33 protein-coding genes are annotated in these 26,938 nt (G+C 66.7%); 15 read left to right on the forward strand and 18 right to left on the reverse strand.

Translation table 11 applies throughout. The features are described 5' to 3' along the window. Positions 1 to 7 precede the first annotated feature (7 nt). The 4 genes from ACE3SL_RS08120 to rpmF all read right to left on the reverse strand — a co-directional run bounded on the left by ACE3SL_RS08120 (position 8) and on the right by rpmF (position 2,693). Positions 8 to 301, reverse strand: coding sequence for an integration host factor subunit alpha (locus ACE3SL_RS08120; RefSeq protein ID WP_374525236.1), 294 nt, complete (start codon positions 299 to 301; stop codon positions 8 to 10). 194 nt (positions 302 to 495) lie between these two features. Beyond that, complete coding sequence (locus ACE3SL_RS08125) at positions 496 to 1,461, reverse strand: beta-ketoacyl-ACP synthase III (RefSeq protein WP_374525237.1); 966 nt, start codon at positions 1,459 to 1,461, stop codon at positions 496 to 498. Beyond that, positions 1,458 to 2,492, reverse strand: coding sequence for a phosphate acyltransferase PlsX (gene plsX / locus ACE3SL_RS08130; RefSeq protein ID WP_374525238.1), 1,035 nt, complete (start codon positions 2,490 to 2,492; stop codon positions 1,458 to 1,460). The genes ACE3SL_RS08125 and plsX overlap by 4 nt, the downstream gene beginning before the upstream one ends. 21 nt (positions 2,493 to 2,513) lie before the next feature. Continuing rightward, entirely contained in the window at positions 2,514 to 2,693 is a 180-nt protein-coding gene (rpmF, locus tag ACE3SL_RS08135) for a 50S ribosomal protein L32 (protein ID WP_201926249.1), read from the reverse strand. A 411-nt stretch (positions 2,694 to 3,104) separates the two neighbouring features. Between rpmF and ACE3SL_RS08140 the strand changes: the two genes are divergently transcribed. After that, the gene (locus ACE3SL_RS08140; RefSeq protein ID WP_374525239.1) at positions 3,105 to 3,545 is read left to right on the forward strand and encodes an MAPEG family protein; all 441 of its coding nucleotides are present in this window, start codon (positions 3,105 to 3,107) and stop codon (positions 3,543 to 3,545) included. Here ACE3SL_RS08140 and ACE3SL_RS08145 read toward each other — a convergent pair whose 3' ends face one another. The 4 genes from ACE3SL_RS08145 to ACE3SL_RS08160 form a co-directional block, all read right to left on the reverse strand. Further along, positions 3,546 to 4,211: an MBL fold metallo-hydrolase gene (locus tag ACE3SL_RS08145; RefSeq protein ID WP_374525240.1), complete on the reverse strand. Its 666-nt coding sequence runs from the start codon at positions 4,209 to 4,211 to the stop codon at positions 3,546 to 3,548. A gap of 220 nt (positions 4,212 to 4,431) precedes the next feature. After that, positions 4,432 to 4,965 (reverse strand): TIGR02281 family clan AA aspartic protease, encoded by a 534-nt coding sequence (locus ACE3SL_RS08150; RefSeq protein ID WP_374525241.1) that lies wholly within the window; start codon positions 4,963 to 4,965, stop codon positions 4,432 to 4,434. A 57-nt stretch (positions 4,966 to 5,022) separates the two neighbouring features. Further along, a complete protein-coding gene (locus ACE3SL_RS08155) occupies positions 5,023 to 5,592 on the reverse strand; it encodes a hypothetical protein (RefSeq protein ID WP_374525242.1) in 570 nt (189 codons plus the stop codon). 114 nt (positions 5,593 to 5,706) lie between these two features. Beyond that, the gene (locus ACE3SL_RS08160) at positions 5,707 to 6,438 is read right to left on the reverse strand and encodes a folate-binding protein YgfZ (protein WP_374525243.1); all 732 of its coding nucleotides are present in this window, start codon (positions 6,436 to 6,438) and stop codon (positions 5,707 to 5,709) included. 54 nt (positions 6,439 to 6,492) lie between these two features. On the opposite strand from ACE3SL_RS08160, the gene pyrC reads away from it, so the two are divergent. Next, entirely contained in the window at positions 6,493 to 7,515 is a 1,023-nt protein-coding gene (gene pyrC, locus ACE3SL_RS08165; RefSeq protein ID WP_374525244.1) for a dihydroorotase, read from the forward strand. Here the strand turns inward: pyrC and rarD are convergent. After that, positions 7,512 to 8,423 carry an EamA family transporter RarD gene (rarD, locus tag ACE3SL_RS08170; RefSeq protein ID WP_374525245.1) on the reverse strand — a complete coding sequence of 304 codons (912 nt, stop codon included), beginning with the start codon at positions 8,421 to 8,423 and terminating at the stop codon, positions 7,512 to 7,514. The two genes, pyrC and rarD, sit on opposite strands and share 4 nt — an antisense overlap. 9 nt (positions 8,424 to 8,432) lie before the next feature. Further along, entirely contained in the window at positions 8,433 to 8,654 is a 222-nt protein-coding gene (locus tag ACE3SL_RS08175) for a hypothetical protein (RefSeq protein WP_374525246.1), read from the reverse strand. A 190-nt stretch (positions 8,655 to 8,844) separates the two neighbouring features. Here ACE3SL_RS08175 and ACE3SL_RS08180 point away from each other — a divergent pair, with 190 nt between their 5' ends. Further along, positions 8,845 to 9,240, forward strand: coding sequence for a glycine zipper 2TM domain-containing protein (locus ACE3SL_RS08180; RefSeq protein ID WP_374525247.1), 396 nt, complete (start codon positions 8,845 to 8,847; stop codon positions 9,238 to 9,240). A gap of 163 nt (positions 9,241 to 9,403) precedes the next feature. Continuing rightward, positions 9,404 to 9,955 (forward strand): GNAT family N-acetyltransferase, encoded by a 552-nt coding sequence (locus ACE3SL_RS08185; RefSeq protein ID WP_374525248.1) that lies wholly within the window; start codon positions 9,404 to 9,406, stop codon positions 9,953 to 9,955. 19 nt (positions 9,956 to 9,974) lie between these two features. Here the strand turns inward: ACE3SL_RS08185 and ACE3SL_RS08190 are convergent, their stop codons facing one another. Next, positions 9,975 to 10,352 (reverse strand): DOPA 4,5-dioxygenase family protein, encoded by a 378-nt coding sequence (locus tag ACE3SL_RS08190; protein ID WP_374525249.1) that lies wholly within the window; start codon positions 10,350 to 10,352, stop codon positions 9,975 to 9,977. 294 nt (positions 10,353 to 10,646) lie between these two features. Between ACE3SL_RS08190 and ACE3SL_RS08195 the strand changes: the two genes are divergently transcribed. Both ACE3SL_RS08195 and ACE3SL_RS08200 read left to right on the forward strand, forming a co-directional pair. Then, positions 10,647 to 11,261, forward strand: a complete 615-nt coding sequence (locus ACE3SL_RS08195) for a PadR family transcriptional regulator (RefSeq protein WP_374525250.1) — start codon at positions 10,647 to 10,649, stop codon at positions 11,259 to 11,261. Further along, positions 11,258 to 11,575, forward strand: coding sequence for a DUF2218 domain-containing protein (locus tag ACE3SL_RS08200; RefSeq protein ID WP_374525251.1), 318 nt, complete (start codon positions 11,258 to 11,260; stop codon positions 11,573 to 11,575). Before ACE3SL_RS08195 ends, ACE3SL_RS08200 begins: the two co-directional genes overlap by 4 nt. Positions 11,576 to 11,581: 6 nt before the next feature. Here ACE3SL_RS08200 and ACE3SL_RS08205 read toward each other — a convergent pair whose 3' ends face one another. The 3 genes from ACE3SL_RS08205 to ACE3SL_RS08215 all read right to left on the reverse strand — a co-directional run bounded on the left by ACE3SL_RS08205 (position 11,582) and on the right by ACE3SL_RS08215 (position 16,298). Beyond that, a complete protein-coding gene (locus tag ACE3SL_RS08205; protein WP_374525252.1) occupies positions 11,582 to 14,380 on the reverse strand; it encodes a DUF3857 domain-containing protein in 2,799 nt (932 codons plus the stop codon). Between the two features lie 94 nt (positions 14,381 to 14,474). Further along, a complete protein-coding gene (locus tag ACE3SL_RS08210) occupies positions 14,475 to 15,872 on the reverse strand; it encodes an amino acid permease (RefSeq protein ID WP_374525253.1) in 1,398 nt (465 codons plus the stop codon). A 117-nt stretch (positions 15,873 to 15,989) separates the two neighbouring features. Next, positions 15,990 to 16,298, reverse strand: coding sequence for a 4a-hydroxytetrahydrobiopterin dehydratase (locus tag ACE3SL_RS08215; protein ID WP_374525254.1), 309 nt, complete (start codon positions 16,296 to 16,298; stop codon positions 15,990 to 15,992). 30 nt (positions 16,299 to 16,328) lie between these two features. Here ACE3SL_RS08215 and ACE3SL_RS08220 point away from each other — a divergent pair, with 30 nt between their 5' ends. The 5 genes from ACE3SL_RS08220 (at position 16,329) to ACE3SL_RS08240 (ending at position 18,957) form a co-directional block, all read left to right on the forward strand. Continuing rightward, a complete protein-coding gene (locus ACE3SL_RS08220) occupies positions 16,329 to 16,760 on the forward strand; it encodes a metallopeptidase family protein (RefSeq protein ID WP_374525255.1) in 432 nt (143 codons plus the stop codon). Further along, on the forward strand, positions 16,757 to 17,341 hold the full coding sequence (gene ccmA, locus ACE3SL_RS08225; protein WP_374525256.1) for a heme ABC exporter ATP-binding protein CcmA: 585 nt from the start codon (positions 16,757 to 16,759) through the stop codon (positions 17,339 to 17,341). The genes ACE3SL_RS08220 and ccmA overlap by 4 nt, the downstream gene beginning before the upstream one ends. Then, positions 17,338 to 17,985, forward strand: coding sequence for a heme exporter protein CcmB (locus ACE3SL_RS08230; RefSeq protein WP_374525257.1), 648 nt, complete (start codon positions 17,338 to 17,340; stop codon positions 17,983 to 17,985). The genes ccmA and ACE3SL_RS08230 overlap by 4 nt, the downstream gene beginning before the upstream one ends. Next, the gene (locus ACE3SL_RS08235; protein ID WP_374525258.1) at positions 17,982 to 18,392 is read left to right on the forward strand and encodes a VOC family protein; all 411 of its coding nucleotides are present in this window, start codon (positions 17,982 to 17,984) and stop codon (positions 18,390 to 18,392) included. Before ACE3SL_RS08230 ends, ACE3SL_RS08235 begins: the two co-directional genes overlap by 4 nt. A 127-nt stretch (positions 18,393 to 18,519) precedes the next feature. Continuing rightward, positions 18,520 to 18,957, forward strand: a complete 438-nt coding sequence (locus ACE3SL_RS08240) for a DUF1801 domain-containing protein (protein ID WP_374525259.1) — start codon at positions 18,520 to 18,522, stop codon at positions 18,955 to 18,957. On the opposite strand, the gene ACE3SL_RS08245 is transcribed toward ACE3SL_RS08240, so the two are convergent. Genes ACE3SL_RS08245 through ACE3SL_RS08260 form a run of 4 tightly spaced genes read right to left on the reverse strand, consistent with a single transcriptional unit; the run spans position 18,945 to position 23,607 of the window. Next, complete coding sequence (locus tag ACE3SL_RS08245) at positions 18,945 to 20,183, reverse strand: class I SAM-dependent methyltransferase (protein WP_374525260.1); 1,239 nt, start codon at positions 20,181 to 20,183, stop codon at positions 18,945 to 18,947. The genes ACE3SL_RS08240 and ACE3SL_RS08245 overlap by 13 nt on opposite strands. A gap of 44 nt (positions 20,184 to 20,227) precedes the next feature. After that, positions 20,228 to 21,007, reverse strand: a complete 780-nt coding sequence (locus ACE3SL_RS08250; protein ID WP_374525261.1) for a molybdopterin-dependent oxidoreductase — start codon at positions 21,005 to 21,007, stop codon at positions 20,228 to 20,230. After that, positions 21,004 to 21,864: a cytochrome b/b6 domain-containing protein gene (locus tag ACE3SL_RS08255; protein ID WP_374525262.1), complete on the reverse strand. Its 861-nt coding sequence runs from the start codon at positions 21,862 to 21,864 to the stop codon at positions 21,004 to 21,006. The genes ACE3SL_RS08250 and ACE3SL_RS08255 overlap by 4 nt, the downstream gene beginning before the upstream one ends. Positions 21,865 to 21,894: 30 nt before the next feature. Next, complete coding sequence (locus ACE3SL_RS08260) at positions 21,895 to 23,607, reverse strand: class I adenylate-forming enzyme family protein (protein ID WP_374525263.1); 1,713 nt, start codon at positions 23,605 to 23,607, stop codon at positions 21,895 to 21,897. 135 nt (positions 23,608 to 23,742) lie between these two features. On the opposite strand from ACE3SL_RS08260, the gene lgt reads away from it, so the two are divergent. Genes lgt through pgeF form a run of 4 tightly spaced genes read left to right on the forward strand, consistent with a single transcriptional unit; the run spans position 23,743 to position 26,903 of the window. Next, the gene (gene lgt, locus ACE3SL_RS08265; protein WP_374525300.1) at positions 23,743 to 24,564 is read left to right on the forward strand and encodes a prolipoprotein diacylglyceryl transferase; all 822 of its coding nucleotides are present in this window, start codon (positions 23,743 to 23,745) and stop codon (positions 24,562 to 24,564) included. Continuing rightward, entirely contained in the window at positions 24,557 to 25,621 is a 1,065-nt protein-coding gene (locus tag ACE3SL_RS08270; RefSeq protein ID WP_374525264.1) for a class I SAM-dependent methyltransferase, read from the forward strand. The genes lgt and ACE3SL_RS08270 overlap by 8 nt, the downstream gene beginning before the upstream one ends. Then, positions 25,618 to 26,136 (forward strand): GNAT family N-acetyltransferase, encoded by a 519-nt coding sequence (locus tag ACE3SL_RS08275; protein WP_374525265.1) that lies wholly within the window; start codon positions 25,618 to 25,620, stop codon positions 26,134 to 26,136. The genes ACE3SL_RS08270 and ACE3SL_RS08275 overlap by 4 nt, the downstream gene beginning before the upstream one ends. Next, positions 26,133 to 26,903, forward strand: coding sequence for a peptidoglycan editing factor PgeF (gene pgeF, locus ACE3SL_RS08280; protein WP_374525266.1), 771 nt, complete (start codon positions 26,133 to 26,135; stop codon positions 26,901 to 26,903). The genes ACE3SL_RS08275 and pgeF overlap by 4 nt, the downstream gene beginning before the upstream one ends. Positions 26,904 to 26,938: the final 35 nt, after the last annotated feature.

The following is a 26,938-nucleotide window of genomic DNA, read 5'->3' on the forward strand; positions in this document are numbered from 1 at the left end:
GCCCGGCCTATTTGCCCGCGACGCGAGCACGCATCGTCTGGCTGGCGCGGAAGGTCATCACCCGCCGCGGCAGGATCGGCACCTCGATCCCGGTCTTGGGATTGCGGCCGATCCGCTGCGCCTTGTCGCGCAGCACGAAGGTGCCGAAGCCCGAAATCTTCACATTCTGCCCGCCCGCGAGCGCATCGGACATATGATCGAGAATCGATTCGACAATCGCCGCCGATTCATTGCGCGACAGACCGATCTGCTGGTTGATCTTCGCGGCGATGTCCGCGCGCGTGAGCGTTCCTGTGGTCATCTTGTTCCCTTCCCCTCCTGAAGCGGATGAAACCCGAAGGTTCCCGGCCAAAGGTTCCCGGAAGGCCCCCACCATCACGAGTCCCGGCTACCTATGTAACAAATGCGAATTAATCCGCCAAACTGAATTGGATGGAGTGAAGAGTTGATGCGATGGATTTCGGGACAGGTCCGGCGACCGACCCGGCCGGACGGTCAGACGCGCAGGACCGCCGCCCCCCAGGTAAAGCCGCCGCCCATCGCCTCGAGCACCACCAGGTCGCCGCGCTTGATCCGGCCGTCGCGCACCGCGAGATCGAGTGCGAGCGGCACCGATGCCGCCGAGGTATTGGCGTGCTGGTCGACGGTGAGGACGACGCGCTCGGCGGGCAAGCCCAGCTTCTTCGCGGTCGCATCGATGATCCGCTTGTTCGCCTGATGCGGCACGACCCAATCGATGTCGCTGGCGGCGAGGCCGACTTCCTCCATCACTTCGCCAAGCACCGAGGCGAGATTGGTGACGGCATGGCGGAACACTTCGCGTCCCTGCATGCGGACCTGACCGACCGTGCCCGTGGTCGACGGGCCGCCATCGACATAGAGCATGTCGCAATATTGGCCCTCGGCATGGAGCCGTGTCGCGAGGATTCCGCGATCGTCGGTCACTTCCTCGGCCGACAGCACGACCGCCCCGGCGCCGTCGCCGAACAGGACGCAGGTCGTGCGATCTTCCCAATCGAGGATGCGGCTGAACGTCTCGCTGCCGATCACCAGCGCATGTTTCGCGGCGCCGGTGCGGAGCATCGAGTCGGCGACCGAAACGGCATAGAGGAAGCCCGAGCAGACCGCCGCGACGTCGAAGGCGATGCAGTCGGGCGCGCCGAGCAGCGCCTGGACCTTCGTCGCGGTCGCAGGGAAGGTATTGTCGGGGGTCGCGGTCGCCACAATGATCAGGCCGATGTCGGCGGCTTCGAGCCCCGCCGCCTTCAGCGCCTCGCGCGCCGCGTCGGCGCCGAGCGTCCCGGTCGTCTCGTCGGGTTCGGCGATATGGCGAAAGCGGATGCCGGTGCGTTCGACGATCCATTCGTCGCTGGTATCGACACGCTCGGCCAGTTCGGCGTTGGAAACGCGCGTGCGCGGGAGGGCGGAGCCGGTGCCGGCGAGGATCGCGCGAAGCGTCATGCCGCGGCGCTCCCGCGGAAATTGGCGAGGTCTTCGGTCACCTGACGCGTGATATCCTTCTCGATAAGCTCGGCGCAGAGGTGAACGCAATTCGCGACCCCTTTCGCGTCCGCGCTGCCGTGGCTTTTCAGCACGACGCCGTTGAGGCCGAGGAACACCGCGCCATTATGGTTGTTCGGATCGAGATGATGGCGCAGCAATTCGGTCGCGGGGCGCGAGATCAGGAAGCCGATCTTCGAGCGCACCGACGAGGTGAAGGCGCGGCGCAGCAGATCGGTGACGAAGCGCGCCGTCCCCTCGATCGTCTTGAGCGCAATATTGCCGGAAAAACCGTCATGGACGATGACGTCGACATCGCCGCGCGACAATTTGTCGCCCTCGATGAAGCCGGTGAATTGCATTGGCAGGCCCTGCGTTTCGCGGAGCAGCGCCGCGGCGTCGCGAATCTCGTCAGTGCCCTTGAGTTCCTCGGTGCCGATGTTGAGCAAAGCGACGCGCGGCCTTTCGAGGCCCATCGCGGTGCGCGCATAGGCGGCGCCCATCACCGCGAACTGGACGAGATTGTTCGCGTCGCACTCGGTATTGGCACCAAGGTCGAGCATCACCACGTCATTGTCGCCGAGCGACGGCAGCAGCGCCGCGAGCGCGGGCCGGTCGATTCCCGGCATCGTGCGGAGCGCGAGCTTCGCCATCGCCATCAGCGCGCCGGTATTGCCCGCCGACACGGCGCCGCCGGCATCGCCGCGCTTCACCGCGTCGATCGCGAGCCCCATCGAGGTGCTTTTCGCCTTGCGGAGCGCCTGGCTGGGCTTGTCCTCGCCGGTGACGACGCCATCGGTGTGGATGATGTCCGACGCGGCGCGCAGATTCGGGTGATTTTCGAGCGCGGCCTTGATCTGCGCCTCGTCGCCGACGAGGAGAAAGCGCAGACCGTCATGCTTGTGGCGCGCCATCGCGGCGCCGGCGAGCATCATGCGCACGCCGACGTCACCGCCCATCGCATCGATCGCGATTCGCGGTGTAAGGCTCATTCTGGCGCCCTCCGGCTAGGCTCAGGCGCCGGCCGAAACCACTTCGCGGCCGTTATAATGGCCGCAGGCGTTGCAGAGATTGTGCGGGCGCTTCAGCTCGCCACAGTTCGGGCATTCCTGAAAGGCCTCGACCTTCAGGCTGTCGTGGCTGCGACGCATGCCGCGCTTCGAGGGCGAGGTTTTTCGCTTGGGGACGGCCATGTTATTTCCTGCATTCCTAAATGTTTACTCGAATCGGCGAACCCGAACGTGTCGCTTCCGTTGCCGGAAATGACTGGCCCGCCCACCTATGCCGAAGATCGGTTATCGTTTGAAAAACGATCGGAAATCTTCCGCCGGTGGGTGCCTCAACGCCTGTTGGTGTCGGGTGCCGGATCGGGCGCGGCTATAGCGTTTTTGCCCGCAAAGGCAAGCCCCGAGGCAAATGGCGGATCGCCGGTCCTTCCCGTCACCCCGGACTTGATCCGGGGCCCCGCCAAGCGACGCCTGAAAAGCGGGACCCCGGATCAAGTCCGGGGTGACGAAGGGGCAAAAGCAACCCTTGCCCCGCCCCGCCGCCAATGCCACATCTCCCTGTCGCCGGAACGCCGGTCAACGACATGGGGGAAATATATGATCATCCTGCCGATCAGCCTGACGATCGCCGCCGGCGCGGCGCTGCTCAACCTCTGGCTCAGCGTCCGCGTCGGCCGTGTGCGGACGAAGGAGAAGGTGTTCATCGGGGACGGCGGCAACGATGCCCTCACCCGCCGGATGCGCGCGCACAGCAATTTCGTCGAGAATACCGCCTTCGTGCTGATCCTGCTCGCGCTGCTCGAACTCGGCGTCGGATCGTCGATGGGACTGTGGGCCGTCGGCGCGCTCTATCTCGTCGGCCGTATCCTCCATGCGCTCGGCATGGACGGTATGATGTGGGGCCGCATGGCCGGCACGATCATCACGATGCTGACGCAGCTCGGGCTTGCCGGATTCGCGATCTACACCGTCTATGCGACGCCCGTCACCTTCACCTCGGCCGATACCGTCAAGACCGTGGTCGTCGCGCCGCGATAATCAGCCGCCGACCACGCCGTCGGCGACATAGGGGTTGGTTCGCCGCTCCTGCGCGAAGCTGCTGTGCGGGCCGTGGCCGGGCAGGAAGATCGTGTCGCCGCCGAGCGGCCAGAGCTTCTGCGTGATCGAATCGAGCAGCTGCTGGTGGTTGCCGCGCGGAAAATCGGTGCGGCCGATCGAGCCCTGGAACAGCACGTCGCCGACGATCGCGAGCTTCGAGGGGGCGTGGTGGAAGACGACATGGCCGGGGGTGTGGCCCGGACAATGGATGACATCGATCTCGAGATTGCCGACCGTCACCTTGTCGCCATCGACAAGCCAGCGGTCGGGCTCGAACGGCTCGCCCTCCATGCCGAAGCGCGCCCCATCCTCGCCGAGCTTTTCGATCCAGAAGCGGTCGTCCTCGTGCGGGCCCTCGATCGGCACGCCAAGCTCCTTCGCGAGCACGCCGGCCTGCCCGCAATGATCCATATGGCCGTGGGTGACGAGAATCTTCTCGACCTCGACCCCGGTCTGCCGCACCGCCTCCTTCAGCTTGTCCAGGTCGCCGCCGGGATCGACGAAGGCCGCCTTGTTGGTTTCGGTGCACCAGAGGAGGGTGCAATTCTGCTGGAAAGCGGTGACCGGCACGATCGCGGCCTTCAGCGGAGGATTGGGAGCGTTCATGGCGGCCGATGTGGGGAAATCGGCGGGATTTGGCAAGGGCGGGACGTTTGACGGACGGTCAAGGGCGGGTATCGACCGGGAGGGGAAGACAAAACCTCAGCTCCCGTTCGTGTCGAGCGAAGTCGAGACACGCGAATGCTGGCGCTTCCCAAGCGTGTCTCGATTTCGCTCGACACGAACGGAAATAGAGGACGGTCTGGAATCCACCCCAAAATCGCCGCTAACGCAGGGTCATCGTATCGCCTTCGACATTCACCGCAGCGAGCTTGGCAAGGTAGCTCTGGCCGAGCAGCGACACGCCCATGTCGGCATCGACCACCGCCGCCTCGACATTGCGGACCGTGATTCCATCGACCTCGACACTGTCGAGAACGACGATCCGCATCGGAACCTGCCCGCCTGCCGTCTGCGCCGTGCCGCCGATCGGCAGGGCGTCGACATCGAGTCCGATCGCTTCGGCGTCGCTCCGCGTCAGCGCTACGAGCGATGCGCCGCTATCGACGAGCATGCGAATCTGCCTGCCCTGGACCTGCGTGTCGGCATAGAAATGCGAATCGGACGCCCGCCGGATGCGCACTTCGCTCGGCCGGGACGCGGCATCGTTGGCCACGGCGGCGGCCGCGTCCCGGCCCCTGGTCGTCCAGTTGCTTTCGCCGGCATAAAGATCTGCGGGCGCTTTCGGCGCGTCCGCGACCTGCCGGCCAGCGATACTCGCCACACCGACCGATCCTGCCGCGATCATCGCGGCTAACATTATGAAACGCCCCAGCATGGCGCACTTGTCGCAGATCATGATTGGGGAATGGTTAAGTCAGCCGCGCTCGATGAAGGCCCGCCAGTTCGGCGTTTCGCCGCGGATGCTGTAAGCGATCCGCGCGCAGGCATAGGGCCGGCCGGGCGCATTGTCGGCCTCGGCCGCGGTGCGCGGCCACGAATGGCCCGTGCCCCCCGACGCCCAGCATATGATCGCCTCGGCCTCGGACCGCGCGGAGATCGCGGCCCGGTCCTCGGCGGTCAGCGTCGCGGGCGGCTGCCAGCCCAGGATGACGCGATGGGCGAAGCCCTCGGCGAACAGCGCATGGCGGAACGGGCCGTCGCGGTCGGCGAGCAGCGCCGCAACGCGCGCACGATCGGGCGCCGCGAGCCATTGGCCGCCGAGCAGCGGCGCCCAGCGGCTTTCGTCGAGCGAGCGCAAGGCGGGGAGCAGTTCGTCGGCGGCCGCCGCGAAGCGCGCGGTCCACGGCGAATCGGGCGCGAGCGGCACCAGCGCCGAGGGTTCGGAGGCCGGTTCGGGCTCGACGGGGATCAGCGGCTGTTCGGCCGCGGCGGATGTTGCGGCGAAGACGGCGGCGAGCGCCGAAACGATCAGAAGGACGCGCATGGCGGGAAATCTATCACGCCCGCCTGCACCTGTCATGAACCGCCTTTGGAAGAAGGAGGCGCGCAATTTTCTTCGTCATCCCAGACTCGATCCGGGGTGACGAGGGAGGATAAGTCAGGAACTGCGGTCGGCGGTGAGGGCTTCGCGCATCCATCCCGGCGCGGCGGCGGGGTCGATATTTTCGACCCGGCGGTGCTCGACCGACCAGCCGAGTTCGGCCCAGGCGACGACCTGCCGCTTTTCGTCGGCCTCGGCGATCGGCACGACGAGAAGGCGGCGGTTGACCTTCTGCCGCCAGTTCATCCGCGCCGTATTCTCCTGCCCGACGTAGCAGCCCTTGGTGAAGCTGACGCCGTTCAGTTCGGCGGCGTTGCATTCGAGCCACAGCGTCGTGCCGTCGCCAAGCTCGGCGCGCCCCTCGGTGACGCCGAGCGACAGGCGGTGCGCGCGCCACGCGGCGTCGGCGCCCTCCCCGTCATCCGCGGGCGCGAGCCAGCGCTGGCCGAGGCCGGACAGGCGCGGATCGACGGCGCCGAGATCGCCCCCCGTCGCCCAATGGACGCCGAGTCCCTCCTCGCGCGCGATCGTGATTGCGCGGCGGAGGCGGTAAAGCGTCAGGCGTTTCATCAGCTCGGCTGCGGCATCGCGCTCGCAGTCGATCAGCACGTCCGCCGCGTCGCCCCAGATCAGGAAATCGAAAAGGACCTTTCCCTGCGGGGTCAGCAGCGCCGCCCATACGGGCAGATTACCCGATACGTCGTTGGTGACGAGGCCTTGCAGGAAGCCGCGCACATCCTCGCCGGAGAGACGGATGAGAGCGCGGTCGTTGAGGGTGGTATTGGGCATGGCGATAATCTAGGGACGCCCCAGCCAAAGCCAAGCCCGCTAGCGAGTATTTCGATGACCGACCGCCTGACGATCCGCCGCCCCGACGACTGGCACGTCCATCTGCGCGACGGCGCGATGCTCGAGCAGGTCGCGCGCCATACCGCACGCCAGTTCGCGCGCGCGATCATCATGCCGAACCTGTCGCCGCCGGTGGCGACCGCGAAGGAAGGCGCCGCCTATCGCGGCCGCATCCGCGCCGCAGTGCCCAAGGAGCTCGACTTCACTCCGCTGATCGTCGCCTATCTCACCGATCACAGCGACGCCGGAGAAATGGCGCGCGGCCATGCCGAGGGCGTGTTCACCGCGGCGAAGCTCTATCCGGCGCATGCGACCACGGGCAGCGCGCATGGCGTCACCGACATTGCCAACATCATGCCTGTGCTCGAACGCATGGCGGAGATCGGCATGCCGCTGCTGATCCATGGCGAGGTGACCGACCATGACGTCGATATCTTCGACCGCGAGGCGGTGTTCATCGACCGCACGCTCGCGCCGCTGGTGAAGGCGCTGCCGCAGCTCAAGATCGTGTTCGAGCATATCACGACCGCCGAAGCGGTCGATTTCGTCAAGGACGCGCCCGCAACCATCGGCGCGACGATCACGCCGCAGCATCTCCACATCAACCGCAACGCGATGCTCGTCGGCGGCATCCGGCCGCACGCTTATTGCCTGCCGGTCGCCAAGCGCGAGCAGCACCGGCTCGCGGTGCGCGCGGCGGCGGTGTCGGGCTCGCCCAAATTCTTCCTCGGCACCGACAGCGCCCCGCACGCGGTCCATACCAAAGAGGCCGCGTGCGGCTGCGCGGGCATCTTCAATGCACCTTATGCGCTGGAATCCTATGTAACGGTGTTCGACGAGGAGGGCGCGCTCGACAGATTTGAGGGGTTTGCGAGCGAGCACGGCCCCAAATTCTACGGCTTGCCGCTCAACGGCGGCACGATCACGCTCGAACGTGGCGCAACGGCCGTTCCCGACCGGATCGGCGAGGTTGTGCCCTTCCACGCCGGCGAAACGCTCGGCTGGCGGCTGGTCTAAACGGCAAGCCGGTCGGCGCGCATCTTGCGCCACATGTCGAAACTGAACACCGCGATGCTGACCCAGATCAGCAGGAAGCAGACGAGCTGCACCGGCTTCAGCGGTTCGTGAAAGACGAGCAGGCTGAGCAGGAACTGGAGCGTCGGCGCCAGATATTGCACGAAACCGAGCGCGGCATAGCTCATCCGCCGCGCCGCGGTCGCGAAGAGGAGCAGCGGCACTGCGGTCACGATCCCGCCCGCCATCAAGAGCAGGCTGATCGAACCGTCCGACCCGAAACCCCGCCCGTCGCCGATCCAGAGGTAATAGATGGACACTGCCAGCGCCAAAGGCAGCAGCAGCGTCGTTTCGATCGCAAGACCGGGAAGCGAGCCGACGGGGACGATTTTCCGGATCAACCCGTAAAGGCCGAAACTGAGCGCGAGCGTCAGGCTGATCCACAGCGTGTCGAGCGCACCGGCAAGCAGGATCGCGACCCCGATCCCCGCGATGACGACCGCGACGAACTGCAGCCGGCTGAGCCGCTCGCCGAGGAAGAGCATCCCGAGCATCACATTGACCAGCGGATTGAGATAATAGCCGAGGCTCGCCGCGAGCACATGGTCGGTGAAGATCGAAAAGATGTAGACGAGCCAGTTGACCGCGATCAGCAAGGAACTCGCGAGCAGCATCCGAAGCACGCGCGGATCGCGCAACGCGGCGAGATAGTCGCCGATCTGCCGCCGGAAAACCATGATGAGGAAGCAAAGCGGCAGCGACCAGATGATGCGCTGCGCGAGCACCTCGACCGGCGGCACGCTCGACACCAGTTTGAAGAAGAGCGGGACGAAGCCCCAGATGCCATAGGCGGCCAGCGCATAGGGCAGGCCGCCCTGCTCGCTCCCCGCGGGGGCCGATGTTTGTGCCATGACGCCCGATCAGATGATTCCGCCGCCGAGCATCAGGCGGACGACGCCGATGACGATGACGACGATATTGAGATTGCGCCCGCTGGTCCGGTCCGACATCGCGCCGAGCGCCAGCCCGACGACCGCGATCGGCACCACGACCCAGTTCGCCCAGCCAAGCAGCGGGATGAAGGCGGGAATGGCCAATATCAGCGCGATGACGCCGATGACGATCGAGGCGATGTTCAGCATGCCCCTCATGTCGCATGGCGGTGGCCGACCTTCAAGGCCCTTCAAGGCCCTTTCGGTTCATCGATGGATACACTCGCTTCGTCTTGTTGCCGCAGGTTCATGCAACGGGGCCGGGACACGGCTCGTTCTGTTCTGCGAAGCGCCCGGTTCCGGACGGGAACGAGGCGCCGAGACCAGGAAAGGATTTACCATGCGTATCACCAAGGGCCTGATGGGCATCTTCGTCGCGGCGAGCGTCGTCGGCACTGCCCCGGCCTATGCGAGCCTGGGGGCGGTCCCCGCGCCCGGCTATCACAAGGCCGAAGCTTCGGCGGACTATTACCGGCGCAAGCACAAGCGCAACTATTACGCCTCGCGCGACGAGCGGATCAACGGCAACACCCGCATCTGGCGCGGCAATGACGGCCGTTATCGCTGCAAGAAGGACAATGGCACGACCGGCCTGCTGATCGGCGGCGCGGTCGGCGGCCTTGCGGGTCACGAGATCGCGGGCAACGGCGACAAGCTGCTCGGCACCGTCCTCGGCGCCGCGGGCGGCGCACTGCTCGGCCGCGAGATCGACAAGGATAAATATCGCTGCCGCTAAGCGACACTAACCCGTCGCGGGTGTGGGTCCGAGACCCCTCCGCCCGCACCACGTGATGGAGAGGACGTCGGCCCCGCGCCGGCGTCCTCAATTTTTTTTTCGCCCTTGCCCGAGCGCTTCGCGTGGCCCACAAGCGTCGGCCAAACCGCGGCGGGAGAGAAATATGCTGAACGGTCCCCTGCTCGTCACCGAACGGCTTATCCTGCGGCCGCCCGCAGCCGAGGATTTCGACGCCTTCGCCGAAATGTGCGCCGAGGAAGAGACGATGCGCTTCATCGGCGGCATCGCTCCGCGTTCGGCGGCATGGCGCCAATGGTGCACCCTCGCGGGCGCATGGCATATCCGCGGCTTTTCGATGTTTTCGGTGATCGAGCGCGAAAGCGGCGAATGGGTCGGGCGACTCGGCCCGTGGGAACCCGACGGCTGGCCCGCGCCCGAGATCGGCTATGGCGTCCGCGCAAAATTCGCCGGCAAGGGCTATGCCTTCGAGGGCACGGTCGCGGCGTGCGATTTCGCGGTCGAATTTCTGAAATGGCCCGAACTGATGCACAGCATCGACCCCGCCAACACCCGCTCGCAGGCGCTTGCGAAACGGTTGGGCGCGACGAACAGCAGGCCGACCCGCCTGCCCGCCCCCTTCGAGGACGCGCCGGTCGATGCCTGGACGCAAAGCGCCGATGCATGGCGGGTCAAGCGCAAGGAGTTCCTGCCCTGAACCCGCCGGTCGCTCGCCGTTAAAAGTCCGAAAGGCCGAAGCGCGGAAGGCCCTGATTGACGCCGGGCGGGTCGAGCACGGTCACGTCGAGTTCGACCGGCGTGCCGATCCAGTGCGCAAGGCTGGTATGGTCGGCAAGATCGTCGTCGGTCAGCGGATGGACGAGCGCGCGCAGGCCGGTCGCCTCGATCGCCGCGACGACCGCAGCGCGATGACGGGCAAGGAAATGCACCTCATATTGCGCGACAGGATGTGGCCCTGCCGGGGCGTCGGTCATCGCGCCGACGAACAGGATCGCGGGATTGCGCCCGAAATCGTCGCGCAACCCCGCGGCGGCGGAGCGCTCGCCCGGATCATAATAGATATGGGCGTGATAGGGGGCGTCGGGGTTGGGCATCGAGATCGCATTCCTGTGTCGCCGGTTCCGGCCGGGATCGCCCGTCTAGAAGACAGGGCGGACGCCGGGTCAAGCCGGGGAATGGCAATTGGCGGCCGATCGCCGCTCCGCCGTGGCCGTTCCACTCTGCGCATCTCCGCGTGCCTCCGCTTTGCGCGGCGCGAAATCATTCTGCATAATGGCCGACCCCAAGCCCGAACGCTCGCGAGGTGCAAAAAAATCGACGTTGCCTCTTGCGTGTTCGACTTTAAGATATATCTTAGAGCTATCACGAATCACTCTAAGGAATTTTGGATGATGTTTTATGGATATATGGGCGGACGCGGCTGCGGCCACCGCCACGCGATGCACCGCGGCGGACGCGGGCGCGGTTTCGGGGGCCATGGTTTCGGAGGCAGAGGTTCCGGCGGCCGCCACGGCCATGACGACGAAGGCCGCGGCCGGCGCCGGCGCATGTTCGACAGCGGCGAGCTCAGGCTCGTACTGCTCAAGCTGATCGCCGACGAGCCGCGCCACGGCTACGACCTGATTCGCCAGATCGAGGAATGGACCCGCGGCGCCTATGCGCCCAGCCCGGGGGTCATCTACCCCACCCTCACCCTGCTCGACGACATGGGCCTGATCGAGGCAGCCGACCGCGACGGCGCGAAAAAGCTGTTCGCGATCACCGACGCGGGCCGCGCCGAAATCGAAGCGAACGAAAGCGCCGTCGATGAGCTGATCGCCCGCCTGACCGCGGTCGGGGAGGAACGGCAGCGCACCGACAGTGCCTCGGTCCGCCGCGCGATGGGCAATCTGCGCGCGGTGCTGATGAACCGGCTCGGCGACCGCGACCTCGACGAGGCGGCGCTGCACGACATCGTCGCGCTGATCGACGAGGCCGCGCAGAAGATCGAGCGGCTCGGATGAGCCGCGCGGTCGCCAAGGTGGCCACGGGCCATGCGAGCAAATATCTGCAGCAGCTGTGCAAGCATTGGCAGCATAATCTGGCGGTCGAATTCACCCCCGAGCACGGCACCGTGATCTTCCCCAGGGATGCGCGCGGCGCCGAATGGGCGGCCGATGCGCTGGTCACCTTCGATGCCGGACCCGACAGCCTGTCGGTCCGCATCGACGCGAGCAGCGACGCGCATCTGGAAGCGATGCAGGGCGTGGTTGCGCGCCACCTCGACCGCTTCGCCTTTCGCGAAGCGCCGCTGGCGTTCGACTGGCAAGCAGCCTGAGCCCGTTCAGGGCTTCAGACCGAAGCGCGCATAGTCGCGTTCGACCGAGGGCGTCATCTGGCGCACGATCGCCAGATCCGCGGCGGCGTCGGCCGCACGGCCGACCCGCTTGTAGACGATCGCGCGCAGGAAACGGCTCGACCCCATGCCGGGCACCTGCAGCAGCGCCGCGTCGAGGTCGCGCAAAGCGTCCTCGTCGCGGCCCATGCGCATCCAGACGAGCGCGCGGCTGTCGAGAATCTGCGCCGTGCTGTCGCTGAGCTCCATCGCCGACGTGCAATCCTTGAGCGCGGTATCGAGATGGACGTTGCGCGTCGCCTTGATCCAGCATCGCTGGTTCAGCATCGCCGGGTTGCCGGGCTTGGTCGCGATCAGCGCATCGAGTTCGCCGATCGCCGCTTCGGCATCGCCGAACTCGCCGACCATCGCGGCCTTTTCGACGCGATAATCGTCGCGCGTCTTGCCGCCGAGCGCGATCCGCTCGTCATAGATCGTCGTCGCTTTCGCGATGTCGCCGCGCGCGGCAGTCAGGTTCGCGACGGTCGAGATTGCCGCGACCGACGACGGGTCGAGCTTGCGCGCTTCCTCGGCATCGGTGAGCGCCCCCGCGACGTCACCCATCTCGCGCCGCGCTCCCGCCCGGTCGAGATAGGCCTCGGCCGACGGCAGCAGCTCGATCTGCCGCGTCAGCGTCGCCGCCGCGCCCTTATAATCGCCGATCCCGATCTGGAACGAGGCGCTGCTCGTCAGTGCGGTGATATTTTCCTCATCGGCTTCGGCGGCCTGCTTCTTGTAGATCGCGTTGATCGCATCGATCTGCGTGCGCGACGCCGCCTGCGCGAGGTTCCAGCGCCGCGTCGCCGCCTCGGGCGCAATCAGGCGCGGCGTCCGCGCCAGGATCGTCGCGACGCGATCGCGCTCTCCCGCGACGGCCGACGCCGGAATTTCGACTCCGGCGCTCGTGATCGTCTCGTCGACCGTGACGATACCGTCGGCCAAGGCGGCCGACCGATGAACGTCGAAGCCCGCGAACCGCTCATCGAGCGGCGCCTCGCCATCGATCGTGTACCCCTTCCCTCCATCGGGAAGCCTGATCCGCAGCCGGTAGCGCGCGCGGTCGGGTGCCGCGGTCGCGACCGGGATATCGGCCCACGCAGGGCGAGCGCGATCGGGCTCGAACGCGATGACATTGGGCACTCGCGACATCCAGCGCTCCGTCCGCAAATCCTGGCGCTTCCAGCCCGTCCCGAAAGCGCCGCGTGCCTTGATCGTCACGCTGCCGTCGGCGGCATCGGTGGTCGCCGTCACCGAATCATATTGCGCTTCGCCGACATAGGACTGGAGGAATTGCTCATAGACGTCGCGCACTTCCTTGGGCCCGAGCCGCGATTCGGCGAGCGTCAGAAGATTGGCGATCTGGCCGCGCACCACCATGTCGAGATTGATGACCGACGGCAGGTCGATGCTGGTGCTTTCGTCCGCATCGACCTGAAGATCGACAGTCGGCCGCGTCGGCGCGCGCAGGTCAATCCTGACCGGCGCGGCGCCATCGGCGCGAACCGGCAGCACATAGCCGAGCGCAGGCGTGTCGCGGATGTCGGCGAGCCGCGTGCCGAGCATCGTGCCGTCGAGCCACAGGCTTTCCCCGCCGATCGTCGCGCGCACCAGCACATGGTTGAACGCGAGCGCGCTCGGCACGCGCAAGGGCACCATGTCGCCGAGCTGCGCATGCGCCAGCACCGGCTCGGCATCGATGTTCATCGCGCGGAGGATCGAGAGCAGCAGCAGCGTCTTCGCCTTGCAGTCGCCGTAGCGCAGTTCCCAGGTTTTCGCCGGGGCCTGCGGCACATAATTGCCGCCGTCCATGCCGACCGCGAGATAGCGGATCTTGTCCTGCACCAGTTGCAACGCCATCGCGGCGCGCTTCAGCGGATCGTCGGTCGCCGCCATGATCGTCCTGACCTCGCCCGCGAGCGGGCTGCCGTCGGCGATCGTACCATCGGTTGCATAGAGCGGTGCCATCACCTTCGACACATCGGCCCAGTCGGCGAAGGTCGAGGCCTCGATGATCGGCAGGCGCTGGTAGCGGACCGGGGCATCGTCGGGCAGTTCGGCGGGCTTCGGCAGCGGCATCGCGACCGGCAGTTCCATGAAGTCGCCGCTGCGCCGCGCCTTGGGCTCGGCGCCCTTCGCGAAAATCTTCCACTGCGTCGCCTCGCCGGTCCGCCACGACAGCCTGTATCCCGCCTGCGCGACGCGCGCCGGTTCGACGACCAGCGGCGAGAGCGACTGTGCCCGCCCGCCGAGCGCGCCGTCCTTGACCGTCGTCGACATGCGGAGCCGCAATATGTCGCCCGCGCGCAGCCCCTCGACGGGCAGCGTCGCCGACAACATGCCGGTGAGCTCAAGCTGTTCGAGCGACTGCTCGCGGCGCAGCACCGTGAATTTCTGCCCGCCGGCGAGCGCGTCGATCTCCGCCCCGTCACGGACGATCACGAGCTGATGGATGATGAGGTCGCCCTTGTCGGGGGCCCAGGCGACGGTGATATTGCTATATTGCGACAACTCCTCGGGGGTGCTGAGCTTCATTGCGGTGTCGGCATAGTTCCACACCGTCGCGCCGTCGATGCGCTGCTGGATGTCGAGGATCGCGATCCCGCCGGTAACGCTTTGCGGGTCGGCGAGTTTCGCGGGAGTTACCCAGGCGGGCGCGGGCTGATACAGCGGCTGCTCGCCCGCCATCGCCGCCCCTTCCGGTGCGACCAGCATCGCCGCCGCCAGCACCCACCGCCCCCATCGGGTCATGCCCCAATCCCCTGTCTATTCCATTCGCCCTTCGCGCTGACTGCATGGGGGAACCGCCCGATGCAACCGCTTTTCCTTGCCGGGGCGCTTCTCGTCACGCAGCCACGGCATTCCGCCGGGCATAGAGGAAATAGACGGCCAGCCCCGCGACATTCCAGACGCCGAACCAGATCTGGGTCTTCGCGGGCAGGCTCAGGAAGAGATAGAAGCAGCCGAGAACGGCGATCGGGCCGATCGCCCACGGCATCGGCACGCGAAAGGTGCGCGGAGCATCGGGCGCGCGCCGGCGCATGATCAGCATGCAGACCGAAACCGCCGTGAAGGCTGCCAGCGTCCCTGCGTTGGCGAGCGCCGCCAGTTCGTCGAGCGGAATAAAGCCCGCGAGGATGGCGACGATCATCGCGGTGAAGATCGTGATCCGCACCGGCGTGCCGCGCGACGACACCTTTGCCAGGCTGGCCGGCAGCAAGCCGTCGCGCGCCATGGTGAAGAAGATGCGGCTCTGCCCGAAGAAGAAGGCAAGAATAACCGTCGGCAGCGCGATGACCGCCGAAATGCCGAGATATTGTGCCGCTCGCGGCTGTCCAAGTTCGCGCAGAATCAGCGCCAGCGGCTCGGGACTGTTCGCAAAGCGGCTGAACGAGATTGCGCCGACCGCCGCGATGGCCACCGCGACATAGATAGCGACGCAGGCGATCATCGATCCGACGATCCCGATCTTGAGATCGCGATCGGGATTCTTTGCTTCCTCGGCCGCCGTCGCGATCGCATCGAAGCCATAGAAGGCGAAAAAGATGATCGCCGCCGCCGCCATCACCCCGCGCTCGACCCCGTCGGATCCGACATGCTTCGCAAAACCATAGGGGCTGAACGGTTCGAGATTGGCGGCATTGAACGCGGGGAGCGCGACCGCGACGAAGACGACCAGCGCCGCGATCTTCACGAGCACGAGGATCGCGTTCACCGTCGCGCTCTCGCGGGTGCCGAACAGCAGCATGCCCGCGACCAAGGCGATGATGGCGATCGCCGGCAGATTGACGATGCCGCCCAGTTCCGGCCCCTGCATCAGCGCCATCGGTACGTCGGCCCAGGCGTGCAGCAGGGGCGCGGCATAACCCGACCAGCCCACCGCCACCGCGCTGACCACCAGCGAATATTCGAGGATGAGGCTCCACCCGACGACCCACGCGATCAGCTCGCCGATCACGACATAGCTGTAGGTATAGGCACTGCCCGATGCGGGAATCATCGTCGCCATCTCGGCGTAGGCGAGCGCCGCGCAGGCGCAGATCACGCCCGCGACAACGAAGGACAGGATCACCGCCGGTCCCGCCTTGTCGGCGCCAACGCCGATCAGTGTCAAAATGCCGGTTCCGACGATCGCGCCGACGCCGAGCGCGACGAGGTGCGGCCAGCTCAAGGTCCGCGCAAGGCCGTGACCTTCAGGCTGTTCCGGAACGATCGCCTTGCGGCGCAGCAGGCTATCGCTCATGCGGTGGCTCCCCTATTTGGCTTTGCGTCGCTTGTAAGGGAGTGACGCGTCAGCGCAAGATAACAACAAGACCCGCGCAAAAATTGCGCGCCCGTCCAATCCAGCCGTCGCTTGCCGTCAAAGCAGCGCGTCGATCGCCTCGGCAAGCTTCGCGTCGCGTTCCGACAAGCCATCGGCGTCGTGCGTCGTCAGCAGGATATCGACGCGGTTGTAGACGTTCGACCATTCGGGATGATGGTCCATCTTTTCGGCGATGATCGCGACGCTGGTCATGAAGCCGAAGGCCTGCGCGAAATCGCCGAACTGAAACCGGCGCGTCATGGCGTCGCGTTGCGGTTCGTGCGTCCAGCCGGGAAAGCGGGCGAAGAGCGCGGCACGCTCGGCCTCGTCGAGTTTCCGGACCATCTCTTTTCTCCCGCTGGCCAAGTTGGCCTGCCCGCCATAAGGAAGGGCGCGATGAGCGACAAGACCTCGAAACTTTCAGCGCTTCCCGCCGGATGGGCCGGCGCCGCCCCCGATGCCGACGCGCTGTTCGCGATGGCCGAGACGGCGCTCGAAACGCTGCCCGCGGTTTTCCGGCCGCATATCGAAGGCGTCGTGATCGGAATCGAGGAATTTGCCGACGACGAGACGCTCGCCTCGCTCGACATCGAGCATCCCTATGACCTGACCGGTCTCTATGAAGGCCGCCCGCTCACCGAGCGCAGCATCGACCAGAGCGGCGGCATGCCCGACCGCGTGACCCTCTATCGCATCCCGATTCTCGTCGAATGGATCGAGGGCGGCGAGCGGCTCGACTGGCTGGTGCGCCATGTGCTGATCCACGAGATCGGTCATCATTTCGGTTTCTCCGACGACGATATGCACGCGCTCGAGGATATGGCGTGAGCGAGTTGTTGCAACTCGACCAGGTGGCGTGCATCCGCGGCGACCGATTGCTGTTCGAGGGGCTGTCGCTGACCCTGCGCCGCGGCGACGCACTGTGGCTGCGCGGCCCCAACGGCGCCGGCAAGTCGAGCCTGATCCGCCTCGCCGCCGGGCTGCTGCGCCCGGCCGCGGGCACGGTGGAGCGCCGCGAGCGCACCGCGCTGATCGACGAGGCGGCGGCACTCGACGCCGAACTCCCCTTGCGCCGCGCGCTCGATTTCTGGGCGCGGGTCGATACGGTCGACGGCCATGCGGTGAACCGCGCGATGGACGAAATGGCGCTCGGCAACCTTGCCGAAGTGCCGGTGTCGATGCTCTCGACCGGCCAGCGCAAGCGCGCCGCGATGGTCCGCGTGATCGCCAGCGGCGCGCCGATCTGGCTGCTCGACGAACCCGCGAACGGCATGGACGATGCGGCGCAGGCCCGGCTGGTTTCCGCCATCGCAAAGCATCGCGCGAACGGCGGCGCGGTGCTGCTGGCGTCGCATTTCGCACTCGGTATCCCGGACCTCGCCGAGCTCGGCATGGGGGCACTCGCATGACCGCCCTCATCGCCCTCTTCTGGCGCGACCTGCGCCGCGCCTGGGGGAGCGGCGCGCTGTGGCTGCCGGTCGTCTTCTTCCTGCTCGTCGCGACCGCCTTTCCGTTCGCGGTCGGCCCCGACGCGCCGCTGCTCGCGCGCACCGGCGGCGGGATGATGTGGGTCGCGGCGCTGCTCGCCGCGCTGTTGCCGATCGACCGGCTGGTCCGTCCCGATCGCGAAGCGGGCGTGCTCGATCAACTCGCGGTGCGCGGCTTCGCCGACGAGATCATCGCCGCGATCAAGATCGCCGCGCACGCGATCGGTTTCGGCCTGCCGCTGCTCGTCGCGCTGCTCCCCGCCGCCGCGCTGCTTGCGCAGGACGCAGGACGGGTTCAGTCGCTGGCGACCGGGCTCGCCATCGCCATCCCCGCGCTCGCCTCGCTCGCGGTATTGAGCGCCGCGCTGACCGCGAACCTGAAAGGCGGCAGCGCGATCGGCGGGCTGCTCGTCCTGCCGCTCGCGGTGCCGATGCTGATCTTCGGTGCCGGGATGCTCGACCCCTCGGGGCGCGGCGCGATCAAGCTGCTCGCGGCATCGAGCCTGCTCCTGACGATGATCGGCCCATTTGCGGCGGGCGCGGCGCTGCGGGGGCTGCGCGAATGACGCGCCAGTCGCTCGCGCATGTCGCGCTCGTCGTCCGCGACTATGACGAGGCGATCGACTTCTATGTCGGGACGCTCGGTTTCACGCTCGTCGCCGACGATTATGTGCCTGCACAGGACAAGCGCTGGGTGCTCGTCGCCCCGCCGGGCCATCCACCGGGCGGCGCGACGATCCTGCTCGCGCGCGCGGCGAATGCGGAACAGGCGGAGTTCATCGGCAACCAGTCCGGCGGCCGCGTCTTCCTGTTCCTTGCAACCGACGATTTCCACCGCGACTATCGACGCCTGCTCGACAAGGGCGTGCGGATCGAGCGCGAGCCCATGGAGGCCGATTATGGCACCGTCGCGGTCTTCCTCGATCTTTATGGCAACAAATGGGATTTGATCGAGTTTCGGCAGCCGCGGTGACGGGTTTCGACCGCGTGCAGACGTCGGGGAACGGTCCGTATCCACCTGAAACCGCCCGCCGCGCCGACAGCCGCCGATCCGTTGGCACGGCGCTTTCGGCAGGCTATCCTGCCGCGGGAGACGAAGCATGGGCAAGGCGGAAATCAAGACCAGGGCAACCGAGGCCGGCGTCGCCGATTTCATCGCCGCCGTCCCGGATGCGCGGCGGCGCGAAGAAGCGGCGGCGGTCGATGCGATGCACCGCCGCGTGACCGGACTTGAACCCAAAATGTGGGGCCCCTCGATCATCGGCTATGGCAGCTATGATTATGTCTATGACAGCGGCCGTTCGGGGACGATGTGCCGCGCGGGGTTCAGCCCGCGCAAGGCCGCGATGACGCTTTATCTGATCGGCCATTACCTCGACCGCCAGCCCGAGGCCGACGCGCTGCTCGCGAAGCTGGGCAAATATAAGACGGGCAAGTCATGCCTTTATGTGAACAAGCTCGCCGACGTCGATCTGGATGTGCTCGAACAACTTGTCGCGCTGAGCTGGGACGTCATGAACGAACGCTATCCGGTATAGCGCGCCTCCGCCTCCGCCATATAATCGCGCGTCAGCGGCAGGGCGTGACGGCTGCGCGCGAACTGGATCTGGTAATTGCCCATCCCGCCGCTCTCGAACGCCGCGGTCGCGCCGGCGAGGTAGAAGGTCCACATGCGGAAGAAGCGCGCGCCCATCATCTGGGCCATCTCATCCTCGCGCGCCAGCGTGTTCGCATACCATTGGCGCAACGTCAGCGCATAATGCAGCCGCAGCGTCTCGACATCGGTGACGATCAGCCGGCTCTTCTCGCTCGCCGCCAGCGTCTCACTGAGCGCCGGGATATAGCCGCCGGGGAAAATATATTTGCGGGTAAAGGCGTCGGTCGCGCCCGGCTTGCCGAAACGTCCGATCGTGTGGAGCAGCATCACCCCGTCGGCCTTCAGCAGGTTCGCGCAGGCGCGGAAGAAGATATCGAAATTCGGCGCGCCGACATGCTCGAACATGCCGACCGACACGATGCGGTCGAAGCCCCCCGCCTCGCGCGCGGCGAGGTCGCGATAGTCGATCAGTTCGAAGCGCACGCGGCCCGCGACCCCCGCCGCTTCGGCGCGCTGCCGCGCGAGGTCGAGCTGTTCGGTCGACAGGGTGATGCCGAGCACCTCGACCTGTTCGAGCTTCGCGAGCGTGATCGCCATCCCGCCCCAGCCGCAGCCGATGTCGAGCACCCGCTGACCCGGCTTCAGTGCGAGCTTCGCCGCGATATGCGCCTTTTTTGCCGCCTGCGCCTCGTCGAGGGTCATGCCCTCGCGGGGCCAGTAAGCGCAGCTGTATTGCATGTCGGCGTCGAGGAAGAGGCGGTAGAGATCGTTGCCGATGTCGTAATGATGCGCGACATTGGCGCGCGACCGGCGGCGGCGGTTGATCGAGCCGAGCCGCGTCTTCACGCCTTCGACCCGCCGGCCGATCCACGTCTTGTCCTTGAGCTTCGCGCCGCGGTCCCACGGCGTGTTCATCCGGATGAGGCCGATCAGCGCCATGATGTCGCCGTCGGTCAGTTCCATCTCGCCGTCCATGAAGGCGTCGGCGGCGCCGAGCCGCGGGTCGAGGATCACGCGCCGCATCGCGCGGCGGGTCGTGAAGCGGACGCTCACCTCCGGAAAGCCCGGCGCCGGCTCGCCGAAATGCTCGGCGGCGCCGTCGGGATCGACGACGGTCAGCCGGCCATGGCGAATGACGCGCGAGAGGAAAGGGGTAAGAACCGACATGGGTGCGACCTCATTTTTATCATCATTCGGCCCCCTGCCCTTTCCTAGATACCCGCATACCATTCATAATCAATGCGATCTTCCCAGAAGCCGCCCTTGCCCGCGCCGATACCGTCGAGACTCGCCACTGCCTCGATCCCGGTCAGATATTTGGCGTGCTTGTAGCCGAGCTGGCGCTCGATCCGCAGGCGCAGCGGCGCACCATTGGCGATCGGCAGGATTTCCCCGTTGAGCGCCCAGGCGAGGATCGTCTGGGGATGCAGTGCATCGATCCTGTCACAGCTTTCATAATAGAGCGCGTCGCCGATGCGGTCGGCGCAGCGGAAGACGATGTAGCGCGCGCTGTCCTTCAAGCCCGCGGCGGCGAGGATGCGGCGGAGTTGCGGCCCGGTCCAGCCGCCGATCGCGCTCCAGCCCTCGACGCAGTCGTGGCGGGTGATCTGGGTGCGTTGCGGCATTGCCCTTATGTCCGCCATCGACAGCGACAACGGCCGCGCGACGAGGCCGCCGACGGTCACGCGCCAGTCGGCGAAACCGCGCGCGGCATGGGCAGCATAGTCGGGTCCCTCGGGCAGCTTCGTGCCGTTCGAGCGGAAGACCGGCGACAGGTCGGCGCGGGTGAATTCGCGCGCGAGCGCGTCGCGGTTCATCAGCGCGCGCTGGCTCGCGCGGTTCATCTCCTCGCCCATCGACAGGATTTTCCGCACCATCGGCGCTTCGCTGATCGCGTCGCAGCCCGGCAGCAGCGGGAGCGCGCCCGCCGCCGCGACGAGGCCGCCGGCGCGGGCGATCAGCTGGCGGCGCGGTACGATCAGCCCGCTCATGCGTCGCCGTCCTTCGCGCGCGGCAGGGTGAACCAGCCGGTGATCATCGACCGCACCTCGTTCACCGGACCCGCGAGCAGCACCATCGCGATATGGACGAGGAAGAAAAGGACCAGCAGCCAAGCGATGATGAAATGGATCGAGCGCGCCGACTGGCGTCCGCCGAACAGATCGACGAGCCACGGCCAGGCGGCATCCATTCCCGGCGACATGGTAAGCCCGGTCGCGATCATCAGCGGCAGCAGGAGGAAGATCACGCCGATGTAACTGAATTTCTGGAGGATATTATAGCGGGCCGCTGCCTCGCCCTGCGGGAAGCGCAGCCGGGCATGGTCCTTGATGTCGTGCCAGATATGCCGCGGCGACCATTCGGCGCGGCGGATATGCAGATCCTTCCTGATGTGCCCGCCGATCAGGCTCCACGCCATGTAGAGCGTCAGGCCGACCGACAGGACCCACGCGAAGAAGAGATGCCAGCGCCGTCCCGCCGCGAGATCATAGCTGGTCGGGATCGTCGCCCAGCCGGGGAAGGCCCACGTCTGCTCCTCACCCGCGCGGTCGGTCCAGCGCCCGAGCACGCCCGTGGTCGCGATCCGCGTATCGCCAAGGCGGACGAAACCGCTGTCGGCAGTCGCCCCGATCGCGAACCATGCATGATCGGGGTTCGCGCCATATTGCCCCCAATAGAGCCGGGGGTGCGCGTTGAAGATCATCAGCCCGCTCATCAGCATGACGAGCAAGGTGGCGGCGTTGACCCAGTGCCAGAGGCGCGTCGGCAGGCGGTGGCGATAGATGCGCGCGCCGCCCGCCGATGCGGGCGCCGGCGGCGGACTGTCGGGAGAGGCGGGCGCGGCCATATCTCTCCTTCGCTCCTCCGCCGCCTTTGGTTACGCCGCCACCTCCGTCTTATATTCCTCGCGATAGCGGGTGCGGAGCGTAACCTTGTCGATCTTTTCGCTGCCGAGCTTCGGCAGCGCGTCGTTCGACATCCAGATACGCAGCGGCACTTTATAAGGTGCGAGGCGCTCGCCGAGGAAGGCGCGCATATCCTCGGCAGTAACGCTGCTGCCGGGCTTCATCCAGATCACCGCGCCGACGACCTCGCCGAGCCGCTCGTCGGGCAGGCCGAAGACCGCGCATTCATTGGCTTCGGGGTGCTCGTAGATCGCGGCTTCGACCTCCTGACAGCTGATATTCTCGCCGCCGCGGATGATGATGTCCTTCTTGCGGTCGACGATGAACAGATAGCCGTCCTCATCGACATAGCCGAGGTCGCCCGAGCGGAAGTAGCCATTGTCGAAGAAGGCCGCCTTCGTCGCTTCGGGGTTGTTCCAATAACCCTCGAAATTGGCGACCGAGCGGATGCACACCTCGCCGACGCCGCCCTGTGGCAGTTCCTCGCCATTGTCGTCGAGGATCGCGAGATCGACCAGCGGCTTCGACGCGGGGCCGGTCGACAGCGGCTTGGCGAGATAATTTTCGTTGAGGTTGCCGCAGCCGACGGCATTGGTCTCGGTCAGGCCATAGCCGAGCAAGGGCTTGCCTTCGCCCATTTCGGTCGCGAGGCGGCGGACATGCTCGGGCGGACGCGGCGCGCCACCGCCGGCGTAGCTCTTGCACGTCGACAGGTCGTAATTCTTGCGGTTCGGGCTGACGAGAATCTCATAGCTCATCAGCGGCACGCCGACGAAATAATTGACCTTCTCGTCCTGGATCAGCCGCATCGCCTCGTCGGCGCTCCACTTGGGCATCAGGACGAGCTTGCGGCCGAGCACGAAGCTTTGCAGGAATACCGGGATTTCAGCGGTGACATGGAACAGCGGCGTGCAGATCAAAGTCGCGGGCTGCAGGTCCGACATCTGCCCGTCCTCGGTCAGCAGGTGGACGATGCTCGCGGTCTGCGTGACATAGTTGAAGATCGCCTGCACGACGGCCTCGTGCCGCGAATAGGCGCCCTTCGACTGGCCGGTCGAGCCCGAGGTGAAAAGGATGGTTGCGAGGTCCTGTCCCGTGAGTGTGGGAAGCACCGTGTCGGCGCTGCCGCCCGCACCGGTGATCGGCGCGAGCGCCTGGTCGATCGGTTGCGCAATGTCGAGCGCGATGACCCTCGCGCCATGGCTGACGCCGGGCTCGGCGAGCCGCGCCGCGCGCTGGACGTCGGCGATGACGAGCTTCGCCTCGGCATCCTCGATCCCCGCGGCGAGCTCACCGCCTTGCCACCAGCCATTGAGCAAGGTGGCGCAGCCGCCCGCGAGCAAAATGCCGACATAGGCGACGCACCAGGCGTTGGCGTTGCGCATCGCGAGGCCGACGCGGTCGCCGCGCTGGACGCCATGGCCCTCGACCAGCGCCGCCGCGACCCGGCGCGCCGCGGCATAGACCTGCTTGAAGCTCAGCCGTTCGTCACCCTCGACGAGGAAGGTCGCATCGCCGTGCTGCGCCGCGAAGAAAGCGACATAATCGGCGAGATTGGTCGGCGCATTGGCGATGAAGGGAAGCTGCCGGCCGAAGCGTTCGACCGACCCGAGCTGGATCGGGCCGCCCGGACCGGTGATCAGATTATACGCGGTTTCCAGGCGCAGATCGAGCGCGGAAGGCATGGGGCATCTCTCCTCTTGGTCTCGCTTGCCTTACCCCCTATGGGGAAGGCCTCTCCTGGGGAAGGACAGCGCGACACTATGTTTTCTTTTGCAACCTTAGCCGAAGCGACGCAATATCTTAACTTCCACGAGCTGATGGGAGACCATAGCGAGATTGCGTTCAGCATCTTCGGCCTCCCCATCCGCTGGTACGCGCTCGCCTATCTCGCGGGCATCTTCCTTGGCTACTGGTATCTCCTAAAGCTGATCGCGCAGCCCGGCGCCCCGATGGCGCGGCGCCATGCCGACGATATGATCTTCTACGCGATGCTCGGCATCATCCTCGGCGGGCGGCTCGGCTACGTCCTTTTCTACAACCTCGAATCCTATATCCGGAAGCCGCTCGACATCTTCCGCCTGTGGGACGGCGGCATGTCGCTGCACGGCGGCGTGATCGGGGTGCTAATCGCGATCTGGTACGTCACCCGCAAGGAAAAGCTCAGCTTTTTCCGCTTCTGCGACTATATCGCCTGCGTCGTCCCGATCGGGCTGTTCCTCGGCCGCCTCGCCAATTTCGTCAACGGCGAGCTGTGGGGCCGCGTGACGGCCGTGCCATGGGCGATCGTCTTTCCGCGCGCCGGCGAACTGCCCCGCCACCCGAGCCAGCTTTACGAGGCGGGGCTCGAGGGGATCGTGATGATGGCGGTGCTCGCCTTCTTCTTCTGGCGCACCGACGCGCGCTACAAGCCCGGCTTCCTGTTCGGCATGGCGGCGATCGTCTATGGCCTCAGCCGCTTCACGGTCGAATATTTCCGCGAGCCTGATGTGCAGCGCCAGTGGGTCGTCGATGCGACCGGCCTGTCGATGGGCCAGTGGCTGACGGTGCCGATGGTCCTGATCGGCGTCTGGCTCGTCGCGACGGCGAAGGGTCGCCGCCAGCGTGTCGAGCCGGTCGCGGGGACGGACAGCGTTGCGTGACGGCCCGCCGACACCCGGACAGCTGATCAAGGATATCGCGGCCGCCCGGCCGACGACGGTCGCCGACTATATGGCGGCGGCGAACGCGCATTATTATGCGACGCGCGATCCGCTCGGCGCCGCGGGCGATTTCACAACCGCGCCCGAGATCAGCCAGATGTTCGGCGAGCTTATCGGCATCTGGATTGCCGACCTGTGGTCGCGCGCTGGCCGCCCCGCCTTCCGCTATGTCGAGCTGGGGCCGGGCCGCGGGACGCTCGCCGCCGATGCGCTGCGCGTGGCGGCACGTTTCGGCTGCGTCCCGGCCGGCACTCATCTGGTCGAGACGAGCCCGACGCTGCGCGCAGCGCAGGCAGCGCGACTGCCGGAGGCCGAACATCATGACGAGGTCGATGCTCTCCCCGGCGATATGCCGCTGATCATCGTCGCGAACGAGTTTTTCGACGCGCTGCCGATCCATCAATATGTCCGCACGGCCAACGGCTGGCGCGAGCGGATGGTCGTGCGCCGCGACGGCCTGCTCGCGCCTGAGGCCGGCGGCCTGCCCGCCGACGAGGCCATCCCTCCTGCCCTGCGTTCCGGGCCCTCGGGCACGATCGTCGAGACCGCGCCGGTCGCAGCAGCGATCATGCAGCGCTGCGCCTTCCGCCTCGCGCGGCAGGGCGGCGCGATGCTGGCGATCGACTATGGCTATGCCGGCCCCGCGGCGGGCGACACGCTACAGGCGATCCGCGCGCATCGCTTTGCCGACGTCTTCACCGATCCGGGCGAGGCCGACCTCACCGCACATGTCGATTTCACCGCGCTCGCCGAAGCGTCGCGGCCCGCCGGCGTGACCGTCAGCGGTCTTGCGACGCAGGGCGACTGGCTGCGCCGGCTCGGCATCGACGCGCGGCTGGAGGCGCTGGCGGCCGCTTCGTCCGAGCGCGCGGGCGAACTCGAAGGCCAGCGGGACCGCCTCGTAAAAGCCGATGCGATGGGCGAATTGTTCAAGGTGATCGCGCTCACCGCCCCGACGTGGCCCGAGCCCGCGGGCTTTTCAGGAGACGCCGCATGACCGCCATCCAGCTCGCCACCGCCGACGACGCGGAGGAGTTGTCGCGCTTTGCCGAGGCGTCCTTCACCCACACCTTCGGCCATATCTATGACCCCGCCGATCTAGCCGCCTTTCTGGCCGGCTGGAATCCACCCGCGCGCATCGCGGCGCAGATCGCCGATCCCGGCTGGACGATCGCGCTGATCCGCGGCGGCGACGGTGCGATCCAGGGCTTCACCAAGCTCGGCCCGATCGATTTCGACATTCCCGAGGGTCATCCGACCGACGATGCGACCGAGCTCCACCAGCTTTACGTCGCGTCCGAAGCCAAGGGCACCGGCGTCGCGGCGGCGCTGATGGACTGGGGGATCGCCTGGGCACGGGACCGCGCGAAGATCCTCTATCTTTCGGTCTTCACCGAAAACCCCCGCGCGCAAGCCTTTTACCGCCGCTATGGCTTCGTCGATATCGGACGCAATGCGTTCCGTGTCGGCAACCATATCGACGAGGACCGCATCTGGAGGCTCGATCTGTGACCGCATCCTTCACCACCGCACCGACGCTGGGCGACGTTCCGCACGGCTTCTTCGGACGCCAGGGCGGCGTATCGAGCGGCGACCTCGCCTCGCTCAACTGCGGTCTCGGCTCGGGCGACGATCCCGCGCTGATCGCCGAGAACCGCCGCCGCGCCGCCGAGGCGGTGCTGCCGGGCGCGGCACTGACCGGCCTCTATCAGGTGCATCGAAATCACTGTGTGATCGTCGACGAAAACAGCGACCTCGCCGCGCGGCCCGAAGCCGATGCGCTCGCGACGCGCACTCCCCGGATTTTGCTCGGTATCCTCACCGCCGACTGCGTGCCCGTCCTGTTCGCCGACGCGAAAGCAGGCGTGGTCGGCGCCGCGCACGCGGGGTGGAAGGGTGCGATCGCCGGGGTCACCGATGCGACGCTCGACGCGATGGAAAGCCTCGGTGCGACCCGCGCCGACATCGCCGCTGCCATCGGCCCCTGCATCGGCCGCGCCTCCTATGAAGTCGATGCCGCTTTCGTGGACCGTTTCGTGGCCGATAATCCCGCGAACGAGCGCTTCTTCGCCGCCGGCAAGCCCGGCCATGCGATGTTCGACATCGCCGCCTATGTCGCCGCGCGCCTTGCCGCTGCGGGGGTGACGCGCATTGCCATCGGCGGACAGGACACCTATGCCGAGGAAGTGGATTATTTCAGCTATCGGCGCGCCTGCCACCGGCAGGAAAACAGCTACGGACGGCAGATTTCGGTGATCGGCCTGGCACGGACATTCTAAACTCTTCGTCACCCCGGACTTGATCCGGGGTCCCG

The organism is Sphingopyxis sp., assembly GCF_041916015.1.
In the GTDB taxonomy this organism is placed as follows: Bacteria; Pseudomonadota; Alphaproteobacteria; order Sphingomonadales; family Sphingomonadaceae; genus Sphingopyxis.